The sequence below is a fragment of the Thermogemmatispora sp. genome, assembly GCF_042408735.1.
GTDB lineage: Bacteria > Chloroflexota > Ktedonobacteria > Ktedonobacterales > Ktedonobacteraceae > Thermogemmatispora.
In genome coordinates, this window is record NZ_JBHOQV010000192.1 from 25,865 (window position 1) to 38,841 (window position 12,977).

Consider the following 12,977-nt stretch of genomic DNA (forward strand, 5'->3'; position numbering starts at 1 on the left):
TAACCCTTTCTGCCTCCTGTACAGTCTTCAGTCCTATCAGTATATAAGCAAATATGCACGTGTGCCGGATAGGCAAGCACACATAAGCGAATATGTGTACACATTACACTGTACTGTGGTCTCCAAGAAGCAGGGGCTAAAAGAGCAGTGGGGGCTGTGCTCGACGTGGGGGAGGGGGGAAAGCCAGGGGAGGCGAGGCGAGAACTCTTGCTTGCGTCCCTCTGCAACCTATGCTATACTTGCAAGTTAGCAGGAGCGAGGGTTCCTGCTGGTCGAGACAAGTGTAGTGTTGTATTACTCATCAAGTACACACGCTCTCTGATCGGCGTTTCCCTGGTGCCCCGATACCCTCGGTACCTCAAGACCCTGAATGGCCCTGGCACCACCGTGGCGAGGGGAGGGGCGCGAGCGAAGCAGCAGGCCAGCCAGCCAGGAAGCTGTATGGCGCCAAGGAGCGAGCAAGGGGAACCCTATCGCCGATAGGAGGAGAGCGGAGGATAAAAGGGAGGATCTGTTTTTTGGCCAACATTATCTCGATGAAACAGCTTCTGGAAGCTGGCGTTCATTTTGGGCACCAGACGCGGCGCTGGAACCCCAAGATGAAGCCCTTCATCTTCATGGAGCGCAATGGCATCCACATCATTGACCTTCAGCAAACCGTGGCGCGCCTCAATGAGGCTTACAAGTTTGTGAAGGAACTGGCTGCCAGCGGGGAGACGCTCTTATTCGTCGGGACGAAAAAGCAGGCCCAGGAGGCGGTGGCGGAGGAGGCCAAGCGGTGTGGGATGTTCTACGTGAACCAGCGCTGGCTTGGTGGGATGCTCACCAATTTCCAGACCATTCAGGGGCGCATTCGCTATCTCCGTGAGCTGGAGGCTCGTCGCGATCGGGGCGAGCTTGAACGCCTGCCCAAGAAGGAGGCCCAGCGCCTGCAAGATGATCTGGTGCGTCTGGAGCGCATTCTTGGGGGAATTAAGGAGATGCGGCGCCTGCCGGGGGCGGTCTTCATCATCGATACCCGCAAGGAGCATACCGCCGTTCTGGAGGCCCGCCGTCTGGAGATCCCCATTGTGGCCCTGGCCGACACAAACTGCGATCCCGACGAGATCGACTATCCGATCCCTGCCAACGACGATGCCATTCGCGCCGTTCGCCTCCTCTGTTCAAAGATCGCTGATGCGGTGATCGAGGGACGCCGCGAGCTGGAGGCGCAGCAGAAGGATAGTGAGGCGCCTGTTGAGGGTGTGGCAGCTTCAGGCGAAGAGGGGGCTGCCCAGGCGGAGGCGGCGGAACCATCTGCCTCTGGGGCAGGCTCGTCTCAGCGCGAGGCGACCGTCTCTCCTGGTGAGGCCGAGAGTCCATCGAACGCCTCCGAGCCTGAGCTGGTGGCCAGAGAATCCTAGAGCCATCTCGCTCCTCTACAGCTTGTCCCATCCCGCCGCTTGTCGTTCGTTGCGCTCTGGTTGCCCTGCCTATCCTGCTCCCGCCGACCGCTCGGCTCGGCTGGTGTGCAGCCAGAGAGGCATGGCTATCTGAGTTTGTGCCTGCAGAGCCTGAGCTAAACACACCTGGGCTGGCTTCCTCTCTCGGCCCAGACCCGATCAAGCAGGACCTGAAGGCCCGCGCACTTGAAGTCCGGCGCCGGCTCAAGCGTCCCAGTCTCCTCGCTGAGGATGGCTGGCCGTGAGAGGCCGCAGCTCCTCACTGCCAGCAAGACGGACGGGTAGCGAGGCAGGTGGCCAGGCGGGCTGGCTTCATCTTGTTATTAACATGTCCTTTTCTTCTCTTTTCTCCGCTCACCCGCCTGCTCCAGCTCAGCGGGGTCAGCGCGGACGGATCTAGGCGCCTCTGCCGGAGGCCGGGTCTGCTCTGTGCTGTTATAAGACTTGGGAAAGGGACCTGGTGACCACACGTGCGCCAGACCGGAAAGGCTGAAAGGTTTCTCGCATCGGAGGCTGGCCGTGGTGGATGCCAGGTCCTCTCTATGCCGTCTGGCTGGACCCGGATCCATGGCGGGCTGAACGGAAGGCCATCGTGGCAGGCAGAGGGAGCGGGGCCGGCGAGTGGCGGACGCTCAACCGGCAGTCAGCCAGCCAGCCGGAGGAATGAACCGACGAACCGACAGGCTGTTCAAAGCCCAGTATTCTACTGTACCGCAGTTGTCAAGCACTCGAGACCATCCATGAGTGACCGAGAGTCGTTGTCACTCAGACTGAAACCTGAGTATGCTATCAGAGTACGCTGAAGGAGAAAGACCCATATGAACTATGCTGCTGCCGATGTGAAGAGGTTGCGTGAGGAGACTGGGGCGACCTTTGCCGATTGCAAGAGCGCGCTGGAGGAGGCGCAGTCGTGGGAGGAGGCCATCAAGATCCTCAATGCCAAGGCCAGCCGCAAGGCGGAGAAGATGATCGCTGCCGGTCGCGAGACCAAGCAGGGCGGCGTCTTCTCCTATGTGCACCACAACAACAGCGTGGGGGTCCTGCTCGAGTTGAACTGCAGCACGGACTTCGTCGCTCGCAGCGAGAGCTTTCGCCAGTTGGCGAATGAGCTGGCGCTGCAGATTGCTGGCACCAATCCAAAGTACGTGAATTACGAGGATGTGCCCGCTGAAGTCATCGAGAAGGCCCGTCAGGAGCTGCTGGAGGACCCCTCCATGGCCCGAGTTCCGGAGCATAAGCGCGAGGAGGTCGTTCAGGGCAAGCTCAAGAAGCTCTTCAGCGAGCAGGTGCTCATGATGCAGCCCTGGATTCGCGACGAGAGCCAGGTGGTAGGAGATCTGGTGCGCAAAGTCATTGCGGAGACCGGGGAGAACGTCGTCATTCGTCGCTTCTGTCGCTTTGCCCTGGGCGAGTAGGGGGCGGCCCTTCCTGGTTGGTCTTGTGCGTGCTATGCTATGTGTGGAATTGGAGGCGGGCGAGATGTGCTCCGGGCGACACGCAGAGCGCCTGGACAGCATCCGCTCTCGCTCCGACCTTGCCTGCTGGGGGGCTGACCTCTTCGCCTCTTCCCCTCTCCGCTGGCGCTGGTCGGTGGCTGAAGGCGTCGGGCACCGCTGGCACCAGATGGGACAGGGTCAAGGCTCTCCCCCCACAAGAAGCGCATGGGAGTAGAAGAGAAGATGGCTGAATCTCAGACGGCTGCGTCCTTGCGATATCGGCGTATCCTGCTCAAGCTGGGCGGCGAGGCCCTCGCTCCCCGTCATACCTCAGAGGCCGGCGAGCCGCGCATTGGGATTGACCCGGTGGCGGTCCGCCGCATCGCGGCTGAGGTCAAGCGCGTTCACGATCTGGGGGTGGAGGTGGCAATGGTCATCGGTGGCGGCAACATCTGGCGTGGGGCAGATGCCGCTGCCGCAGGCATGGATCGCGCGACCGCCGACTACGTCGGTATGCTGGCCACGGTCATGAACTCCCTGGCCATGCAGGATGCTATGGAGAAGCTCGGCCTAGTCACGCGCGTGCAGACTGCGATCGAGATGCCTCCGGTGGCGGAGCCGTTTATCCGTCGCCGCGCCGTTCGCCATCTTGAAAAAGGGCGGGTGGTGATCCTGGCGGCGGGCAGTGGCAATCCGTTCTTTACGACCGATACGGCGGCGGCCTTGCGCGCCATTGAGCTGAACGCCCAGGTGCTGCTGAAAGCTACGAAGGTCGACGGCGTCTACGACGATGATCCCATGCGCAATGCGAACGCTCGTAAGTTTGAAGAGATAAGCTATATGCGCGCTCTCAATATGGGCCTCAAGGTGATGGACAGTACTGCGATCTCGCTCTGCAAGGATAACCACTTGCCGATCGTCGTCTTCAATCTCGACCAGCCCGGAGCGCTGGAGGCGATCATGCGCGGCGAGAAGCGCGGGACACTCGTTCATGACCTCGAGGAAAGCCCTGTCAGCGAGCGTGTCTGAGCACGGGCCGGCTGCCAGTGGCAGGCTCAGGAGGGGACGGGACGGCTCTCTTCTTTCTGGCCTCGCGCTGGCTCGCCCACCAGTGGCTCTACCCTGGTCTGTCGCTTGCTCTGCGTGCGTATCCAACCAAGCCACCTTACGATTGGGAGCATTGCTATGGTAGATGATATTTTCGGAGATGCCGAACGCCGAATGCAGAAAGCTGTGGAGGCCCTCCGCCATGACCTGGCGGGCATCCGCACTGGCCGCGCCAGCTCTGCCCTCGTGGAACGGATTCAGGTCGATTACTACGGCGTTCCCACGCCGATTAACCAGCTCGCTTCGATCACAGCGCCGGAGCCGCGTTTGCTGGTCATCCAGCCCTGGGATCGCAAGCTGCTCCCGGATATTGAGCGGGCTATCCAGAAGTCCGATCTGGGCATCAATCCCAGCAGCGATGGCCAGGTGATCCGCCTGGCGATTCCTCCCCTCAACGAGGAGCGGCGTCGCGAGATGGTGAAACTCCTTCACAAGAAGCTTGATGAGCATAAGGTCGCGGTGCGCAATATCCGCCGCGATGTCCAGGATAAGTTGCGCGACCGCGAGAAGAAGAAGGAGATCTCCGAAGATGAGCTGAAGCGCGGTCAGGATCGCCTGCAGAAGCTGACCGACCGCTACATCGAGGAGATGGATAAGATCGGCAAGCTCAAGGAACACGAGATTTTGGAGGTCTGACGTTGACCAGGATACGTGATCTTTTTCCCTCTTCTGTGGGGAAAAAGAGTGAGCAGTCGCAACCAGCGGTAGAGGTGCGCTCCCAGGGGCAGGAGCAGGCCCAACTGCAGGCTCAGGCGCAGGGGCAGAGCTGCCCGCTGCGTCACCTGGCTATCATCATGGATGGAAATGGACGCTGGGCCTCTCAGCGCCATTTGCCACGCCTGGCCGGCCATAAGGCAGGCGTGGCCGCTCTCCGCCGCGTCGTGGAGGCCGCCGTCGATGAGCATATCGAGTATTTGAGTGTCTATGCTTTCTCGACCGAGAACTGGGGCCGACCCCGGGAAGAGGTCGAGGGCCTCATGCGCCTTTTCTGGGAAACGATCCGCTCTGACCTGGAGAAGTTGCATCGTGACGGGGTGCGGCTGCGCCATCTTGGTCGCTTGCAAGATCTCCCCCCCGCTATTCAGCGCGCCGTCCAGGAGTCGGTGGAGCTGACGCGCCATAACAATCGTATCCACCTCAGTGTTTGCTTCAACTACGGCGGTCGCGCTGAGCTGGTTGATGCCGTACGGCGGATTATCGCCGATGGCCTGCCACCCGAGGCGATCACTGAGGAGGTGATTAGTTCCTATCTCTATACTCACGATCTACCCGATCCCGATCTCGTTGTTCGCACCGCTGGCGAGATGCGCGTCAGTAACTTTCTGATCTGGCAGTCAGCCTATAGCGAGTATTATTCTACACCAACTCTCTGGCCCGACTTTGGGCGCGAAGATCTACGCGCGGCCCTGGAGAGCTATCGCCAGCGCCAGCGACGCTTTGGGCGACTGACCGCTTCTCCCAGTGGCCGCTAAGCAGGTGGAATCATCGCGTGGAGCGCGCAACTGAGAAACAGCTACAGTCATCGGAGAAGAGAACTGCTAACAGCGGCGGGCTGTGGGGGAGCACTTTGGCTCTGCGCGTGCTGACCGCCGTTGTAGCGATTCCTATTGTCTTGCTTGTGATCTGGCTGGGTGGTTGGGTGGCTTTTGCGGCGGCGCTCTTTGTTCTGGCCTGGGGCTGCTACGAGCTGCATCAGATGATGTTGCACTCGGGCAGCCGTCCTTTGCTCTGGGCGAGCTTTGGGCTGGGGATGCTTTTGCTCTTGTCGGCAATCTTCCCCCAGTGGCGTCTGCTCTTGCTGGAGATCTGCCTCAGTCTCGCCTTGCTGGTGGCCTTCCCGCTCCTCTTCTGGCGGCAGCGGCTCGATGGTTCACTGGTCGACTGGGCCTTGACCGTCGTCTTTGCCCTCTATCTCGGCTGGCCGCTCAGCCTCTTGCTGTTGTTGCGCGGCTCTCAGTTCGGCTGGCCTCCCCCGCGGGGTCTCTGGTGGCTGCTCTTGCTCTTTGCCGCTGTCTGGACCTTCGATTCGGCGGCCTTCTTCACCGGTCATTTCTTCGGGCGCCATAAGCTGGCGCCCCAGATCAGCCCCGGCAAGACCTGGGAGGGAGTCGTTGGGGGCCTGCTGTGTACGCTGCTCCTCTGTCTCCTGCTGGCCTGCTCCTTGCTCCAGGTCCCCTGGTATCTGGCCCTGGCTCTTGGCCTGGCCCTCTCGCTGGCCGCGACCCTGGGCGATCTGGCGGAGTCGCTGATGAAACGGCAGGCCCAGGTGAAGGATAGCGGTCAGCTGATGCCTGGTCACGGCGGCCTCCTCGATCGCATCGATAGCCTGCTCTTCGCCGCCGTCGTCATCTACTTTTTCTCTCAACTGGTCCTGCTGGTCCCACGCTGATCAGCCGGACCGTCTATTGCCCCCTGCCTCAGGCCAGGCAGAGGAAGGCCGCTTCAGCGGCACAAGGGCTTGTCCTGCAGCGGATCGGGCCAGGCTGGCAGGGAGTGGGTGCTGCCTGGATTTTTATTAAGAAAAAAGAGAGTTACGAAACGTTGATCATGGGGATACGTGTAAAAAGATTTCCTGCTGCAGTCGCTCTGCCGTGCTACAATATTCCCTGGGTAGAGCCAGCAAGGGAGCGGCGATAAAGCAATGAAACGGACTGAGGAGAAAGAACCTGGCCAGTGGGCTACGGACCACATCCAGAGAGCGGAAGCCTTGCGTTTCCCGAGGCGGATCGCCTTGCTGGGAAGCACTGGCTCGATCGGGCGGCAGACGCTGGATGCGGTGCGCTGCTTTCCTGAGCACTTTGAAGTGGTGGCCCTGGCTGCTCATAGCAATCTATCCCTGCTGGCCCAGCAGGTTGAAGAGTTTGCCCCTGCTCTCGTGGCTTGCTTCGCTGAGACCCCACCGATTCGCCAGGAGGCTGAGCGCCTGCTCTCTGGTGGGGGCGCTGGGAGCGCCAGAAAACCGGCTCCTCGCCTGGCCTTTGGTCTCGCCGGCTTGCTGGAGGCGGCCACTTTGCCGCAGGTGGATCTGGTGGTTGTGGCCACGTCTGGTCTGGTGGCCTTGGAGCCAGTGATGGCGGCAATCCAGGCTGGCAAGACCATCGCTCTGGCCAATAAAGAAACGCTGGTGATGGCCGGCCACATGGTGATGGAAGCAGCGCGGCGGGCCGGGGTGGCTATTCTGCCCATCGATAGCGAGCACAGTGCTCTCTGGCAGTGCCTGCGCGGCGAGGACGGGGCTGAGGTCCGCCGTCTGATTTTGACCGCTTCGGGTGGTCCCTTCCGCCAGACCCCTCTGGCTGAGCTGCCGGCGGTAACGGTCGCTCAGGCCCTGGCTCATCCCACCTGGCGTATGGGGCCGAAGGTCACGGTCGATTCGGCGACCTTGATGAATAAGGGACTGGAGGTCATCGAGGCCCACTGGCTCTTTGCCGTCCCTTACGAGCGCATCGAGGTGGTGATCCAGCCCGAAAGTATTATCCATTCTATGGTTGAATTCGTCGATGGCTCGATTAAGATGCAGGCCAGCCTCCCCAGTATGCATCTGCCCATTCTCGATGCGTTGACCTATCCGCTGCGGCTGGGGGCGGTGGACCGTGGCTTGATCCGTCCTCTGGACTGGATACAGGTGGCGCAGCTGCATTTTGAGACGCTTGATGTGGCGCGCTTCCCTTGCTATCGCCTGGCCCGCGAGGCCGCTGAACGTGGTGGAACGTATCCCTGCGCCCTGGTAGGGGCCGATGAGGAGGCGGTCGCCCTCTTTCTGGCAGGACAGATCAGCTTGGTCGATATCGCTCGCCTGATCGAGGCTGTTCTGGAACGCCATGCCTCAATGGCTCAGGCTCAACCGGATATTCCGGCCATTCTCCAAACGCGCGATTGGGCCCGCCAGACGGCTCGGGAGGTGGCCGCTACGCTGGGGGTTGTTCGTCAGGCCACAGGTTAGTCCTGCTTGCAAAAGCTGTCTGAGGGAAGTGGGAATGAATTACTGGTACTTGTTAGCTGCGATACCCGTCTTTGGTCTCTTGGTCTTTGTCCACGAGCTTGGCCATTTTTTGACCGCCAAGTGGGCCGGGATTCGTGTCGAGGAGTTCGGCCTCGGCTTGCCTCCGCGCATTGTGGGAATCCGGCGCCGCCCGCGCGGAGGATGGGAAGTGATCTGGTTTAACGGGGACTCTCAGCTTCGTCATCCGGCGGCCGGCGAGAGTGGTGGGAATCTCTGGGAGCCGCCGGGCGCACCTGCGTCGGAAGCTGGCCAGCGCGAGGTCGCTTCTGCTGTGGTGGCGCCCCCCTCCTCGACGATCTATTCGCTGAACCTGCTTCCCATCGGCGGCTTTGTACGCATGCCCGGCGAGAACGGCGAGATGTACGATGAGTACGGGCGCTACGATCCACAGAGCTTTGCTTCAAAGTCGGCTGGTAAGCGTCTCATCGTGCTGGTGGCCGGCGTGACGATGAATTTCCTGCTGGCGATTGTGCTCTTCTCGATCGCTTACAGCGTTGGGGAGCCGGTGATTCCGCCGGTCGTGGCGAAAGTGGCTCCGGGTTCCCCGGCAGCGGCAGCAGGCTTACGTCCAGGCGATACCTTTCTCTCGGTCAATGGTCAGGAGGTCCAGCAGTTCTCCGACGTTCAGAATATCGTGCAACAGGCTATTGCCCAGGCCCACGGTCAGGCTACGGTGCCGGTGCGCGTTGTTATCAGGCATGCTGGCGATTCGCAGCCGGTGGCGCTGACCATCAATGTCCGGGTCAACCCGCCTCCTGGCCAGGGACCAATGGGGATCGAGCGCGGCAACGAGGTGCGCTATGTGACTTACCCGCTCTGGCAGGCTCCTATCAAGGGCATCGCTCAGACCTTCTCGGTGACCGGCCAGTTTATCTCTAGCATTGTTCAGATGGTGACTGGGGCGGTCAAACCGGAGATCGCTGGACCGGTGGGTATTGTGCAGATGACCGGTGAGGTCGCTCAGACGGTGCCGACCATCGGCTGGTGGCCCATTCTCACCCTGACCGGCATTCTCAGCCTGAACCTGGCTATTATCAATATCTTGCCGTTCCCAGCCCTCGATGGCGGGCGAGTGCTCTTGATCCTCATCGAGCTGCTGCGCGGCGGCAAGCGCTTGCGCCCCGAGCGTGAGGGCCTCATTAATCTGGTGGGCATGGCCATTCTGCTGATGCTCATTGTGGTTGTGACTATCAGCGATGTGGTGAATTGGAGCGCTCGCTGAGGCAGAGACGAGGGCGGGCAGGCCGTAGCAGGCAGATTCTGCCAGCCTTGGGCTTGTCGCCGCCGCTCTGAGCTGAGGGACGCCAGCGGGAGCGGAACCAACGGATGGTGGATCTGCCGGCTCCCCACACCCTGTACCCTCGTGGAAAGCTTTGTCCGGCAGCGCCTGACCGCCGCGGGCGCTGCCGTCACGATAGATCCTTGGGATTTATGGAGTGCTTATGCGAAGAAAGACGCGACAGATTCATGTCGGAGATGTGCCGATCGGGGGCGATGCACCGATTGCGGTGCAGTCGATGTGTACGACCTATACCCGCGACGTAGAGAGCACCGTGGCGCAGATCCTGCGCCTTGAAGAGGTGGGCTGTGAGCTGGTGCGCGTGGCTGTCCCAGAGATGGAAGATGCCCTGGCCCTGGGAGAGATCAAGAAGCGTATCCACATCCCGCTGATTGCCGATATTCATTATAATCACCAGCTTGCCCTGGAGGCGATTCGCCAGGGCGTTGACTGTGTCCGCATTAATCCCGGAAACCTGATTCAGGGACGTAAGGCCCTTGAAGAGATCGTCAAGGCTTGTAAAGAGCGGGGTGTGGCGATGCGCATCGGCGTCAACTCCGGCTCGCTCGATGCTCTGGACAAGCGGGCCCAGATGCAGCGCATCCAGATTCGCCGCCGCTCTGATGGTGTGGTGGAGCGCAGCGATCCTGCGGAAGAGCGGCGGCGCGAGCGCGAGCAGCTTGCCGAACGCATGGTCAATAAGGCTCTGGAATACATTGCCTGGTGTGAGGAGCTGGATTTCCACGAGATCAAGGTCTCCTTGAAATCCTCTGCGCCGTTGACGGCCATTGAGGCCTATCGGCGCTTCTCCCAGCGCTCCGACTATCCGCTGCACTTGGGGATCACCGAGGCCGGGACGTTGGTGCCAGGCGCGGTGAAATCGGCCGTTGGCCTGGGTATCTTGCTGGCTGAGGGCATCGGCGATACGATTCGCGTCAGCCTGAGCGCCGAGCCGGAGCAGGAGATCCCGGTCGCTTATGAGATCCTGCGCTCGCTGGAGCTGCGCAATCGCGGCGTGACCTTTGTGTCGTGTCCTTCTTGTGGGCGCGTTGAGATCGATGTTATCGAAGTCGCCAATGAAGTAGAGCGGCGCCTGGCCAAAGTGCAAACCCCCATTCATGTGGCGGTCATGGGCTGCGTGGTCAACGGCCCGGGTGAGGCGCGAGATGCCGATGTCGGCCTGGCCGGAGGACGCGGCAAAGGGGTCATTTTCCGCAAAGGGCAGGTTGTGCGCACGGTGCCTGAAGAGGAGTTTCTCGATGCGGTCTTGAAAGAAGTAGCCTCTCTCCTCCCCGAGCACGAGGCGCGCCTGGTCTATCCCGAGGGAGGCATCAAGGAGAGCGCCGGACGACATCGCACGCGCGATGAGGGCATCACCGAGATCCCCGTTTTGAAGAAGTAGCCAACGGCGCCGCTCTGAAGGAAGCCAGCCCTTGTGACTTCCCCGCGGATAGCCTGGCCTGGCCACCGACAAAGGGCCGAGAGCCGGGAGGTGGCTGCCCTAAAAGGCTGCCAGGCTGCTCAGAGAAGGTGAGCGGCTCTGCGGCGGGCGGCGCCAACAGGCGCCTTGCCGGTGGGCAGAGCGAGCGAGGGTAAGCAACGTCAGAGCGGGTTTTCCTCCGAGCCGAAAGGCAAGGCGCCAGGCCGCTACAGCCCATATCTGTTCCTTCTCTGCTCACCTCTGGTCCTGCCGCTTTCCTGGCGTCTTCCCTCGCAGCACTGACATCTCCCCCTGCACAGAAAAAAGCGATCCTGCCAGCCTTTGCCCTGCAGGATCGCCTATCAGGATGGGCAATACAGGACTCGAACCTGTGACCTCTGCCATGTCAAGGCAGCGCTCTAACCGGACTGAGCTAATTGCCCGGGGGTTGTTTTCCTTCGATCAGGACGCTCCTATGATAGCATTGCTCCCACGCCCTGTCAAGCCCTTTTTTGGCCAGGGCTCTGAAAGAAAAGAGAGGAAAGCGACAAGGCAAAGTTCGGAAGGGTCTGGCGCCGGGCCTCTGGCCTCAGTAAAGGAGGGTACAATAGAACCAGGGGGCGGCTGCTGCCAGGCCGGCCTCTGACGAGAGCCAGGATGGGCAGGAAGGAAGCGGCAGGGCAAGCAAGCCGCCTACCTTGCGCGCATAAACTCACAATGGTATACTCTCCAAGAAATCGCAGAATGGCAGAAAGACCGCGAGCGTGCTTTCAGGCGAATCTGGTCAGCCGTGGCTGCATACAGGTCTTATTTTAGGGAGGAAGAGACCAGATGCATCCTTTGGCCTTCCTGCGGAGGCTCCTGCAAGGCGATGACAACCGTTGTACCGATGGGTGCACGAAGCGAGGCCGCTTCCTTGTGGCTTTCCTCGTTGCCGTTCTCTGTCTCCTGCTCTCGCAACCGCTCTCATTAGTCGATCTGCTTCAGGCCAATGCCCAGGGCCTGGGGTCTACTGCTGCGACGCTCAACCCAAACTGTGATCAGCTCAGCTTTAGCGCCGATGGCAACCCATTTGCCCTCTGTCCTGGTCCCTTTCCCAGAGGCGGAAACTGCGTATGGTGGGCCTGGGAGCAATGGCACTGGCTGCATTACGATCTGCCCCTCAATTGGGGGAATGCAGCCGACTGGGTGAGCGCCGCCCAGCGGACCGGTCTGTCCGTTGGAACGCGCCCTCGCGTCGGAGCCATTGCCGTTTTTCCCGTTGCTGACGGCGTCTGGGCCTACAGCTCCGCTGGCCACGTGGCGTTCGTCACCTGGGTCAGCTCCGACGGAGATACCTTCAATGTAACCTATCAAAACTATGGCGATCCTACCCCGGTCCATCTTGGCATCGGATACCATGTCTCGGTCATCAACCAGCCGCGCTATCAACGCGGTCAGCTTCGCTTCATTTATTTCCCGGGCCAGATCGACCCCCAACTCTTCGAGCGTCTGCCGGGTGTCGATGGCGAATCTCTGGCCCAGGTAATGGAGACGAATCAGCAGCAGCAAAGCGATCCTGCTACCCTGACCAGCGCTCGCCTGGCTCTCGGCCTTCCTCCAACCTCCTCAGAGCAGGACTTTAACGCCGACTTCACCGGCAGTGGTCAGAGCGATCTCCTGCTCTACAACCGCCAAGAAGGCACCCTGAAGGTGCTGCAGCTTCTGAATACCGAGCAACTTAGCAAGCGCCCAGGCGGACGCCTCTGGCCCTATCCCGATTCGCCCACGGCTTCCTCTGGTGCGCTGGCTGGCGCCCGGTTGGTGACCCTGGCCGATCACCAGGTGGGACCACGCGCCTGGGGCTCGGATCTCGATATCCGGATCGGCGATTTTGCCGGCCTCGGTCATGCCCAGATCCTGCTCTATAGCCGCTCTTCTGGGAAGATACAGATTCTGAGCCTTGGCCCCGATCTGCAAATCAACCAGCATATCACCCTCACTGGCTGGGGACCTGGTTGGGAGGTTTACACAGGCCGCTTCGATGGCCAGAGGACAGACCTGCTCCTCTATAATCGTTTTATCAACACACCAACTCCAACCATTCCAGCGCCCAGCCTGACGCCGACGCCTTTCCCTACTGTCCCTGGCGGTCCGAGCACCTCGCCTGTGCCCACCCTGGTACCGACCAAGACGCCAACGCCTTCTGCTACCCCCAGGCCCACCGCTACGGCGAAGCCGACAGCGACGGCCACCCCGAAGCCAACAGCGACTCCTTCGCCGACAGCCACCCCGCGCCCGACAGCGACGG

10 protein-coding genes and 1 tRNA gene are annotated in these 12,977 nt (G+C 61.0%); 10 read left to right on the top strand and 1 reads right to left on the bottom strand.

From position 1 onward, the window contains the following. Positions 1-536 precede the first annotated feature (536 nt). From rpsB to ispG, 9 genes are all read left to right on the top strand, one after another. Positions 537-1,403 carry a 30S ribosomal protein S2 gene (gene rpsB / locus ACFMO7_RS20755; RefSeq protein WP_376797405.1) on the top strand — a complete coding sequence of 289 codons (867 nt, stop codon included), beginning with the start codon at positions 537-539 and terminating at the stop codon, positions 1,401-1,403. A gap of 857 nt (positions 1,404-2,260) precedes the next feature. Beyond that, on the top strand, positions 2,261-2,857 hold the full coding sequence (gene tsf / locus ACFMO7_RS20760) for an elongation factor Ts (protein WP_376797395.1): 597 nt from the start codon (positions 2,261-2,263) through the stop codon (positions 2,855-2,857). A 264-nt stretch (positions 2,858-3,121) separates the two neighbouring features. After that, positions 3,122-3,907 (top strand): UMP kinase, encoded by a 786-nt coding sequence (pyrH, locus tag ACFMO7_RS20765; RefSeq protein WP_376797396.1) that lies wholly within the window; start codon positions 3,122-3,124, stop codon positions 3,905-3,907. A 156-nt stretch (positions 3,908-4,063) separates the two neighbouring features. Next, a complete protein-coding gene (gene frr / locus ACFMO7_RS20770; RefSeq protein ID WP_376797397.1) occupies positions 4,064-4,621 on the top strand; it encodes a ribosome recycling factor in 558 nt (185 codons plus the stop codon). Positions 4,622-4,623: 2 nt separating this feature from the next. Next, positions 4,624-5,457: a polyprenyl diphosphate synthase gene (gene uppS / locus ACFMO7_RS20775; RefSeq protein ID WP_376797398.1), complete on the top strand. Its 834-nt coding sequence runs from the start codon at positions 4,624-4,626 to the stop codon at positions 5,455-5,457. A 17-nt stretch (positions 5,458-5,474) separates the two neighbouring features. Next, positions 5,475-6,374 carry a phosphatidate cytidylyltransferase gene (locus ACFMO7_RS20780; RefSeq protein WP_376797399.1) on the top strand — a complete coding sequence of 300 codons (900 nt, stop codon included), beginning with the start codon at positions 5,475-5,477 and terminating at the stop codon, positions 6,372-6,374. A gap of 252 nt (positions 6,375-6,626) precedes the next feature. Beyond that, positions 6,627-7,928: a 1-deoxy-D-xylulose-5-phosphate reductoisomerase gene (gene dxr / locus ACFMO7_RS20785; RefSeq protein WP_376797400.1), complete on the top strand. Its 1,302-nt coding sequence runs from the start codon at positions 6,627-6,629 to the stop codon at positions 7,926-7,928. A 34-nt stretch (positions 7,929-7,962) separates the two neighbouring features. Then, positions 7,963-9,210, top strand: a complete 1,248-nt coding sequence (locus ACFMO7_RS20790; RefSeq protein WP_376797401.1) for an RIP metalloprotease — start codon at positions 7,963-7,965, stop codon at positions 9,208-9,210. A gap of 220 nt (positions 9,211-9,430) precedes the next feature. Beyond that, on the top strand, positions 9,431-10,669 hold the full coding sequence (gene ispG / locus ACFMO7_RS20795) for a flavodoxin-dependent (E)-4-hydroxy-3-methylbut-2-enyl-diphosphate synthase (protein ID WP_376797402.1): 1,239 nt from the start codon (positions 9,431-9,433) through the stop codon (positions 10,667-10,669). Positions 10,670-11,055: 386 nt separating this feature from the next. Here ispG and ACFMO7_RS20800 read toward each other — a convergent pair. Continuing rightward, positions 11,056-11,130: transfer RNA gene (locus tag ACFMO7_RS20800), tRNA-Val, on the bottom strand. A gap of 388 nt (positions 11,131-11,518) precedes the next feature. Between ACFMO7_RS20800 and ACFMO7_RS20805 the strand changes: the two genes are divergently transcribed. Then, the coding region (locus tag ACFMO7_RS20805) for a CHAP domain-containing protein (RefSeq protein ID WP_376797403.1) at positions 11,519-12,977 on the top strand (1,459 nt) is incomplete at its 3' end.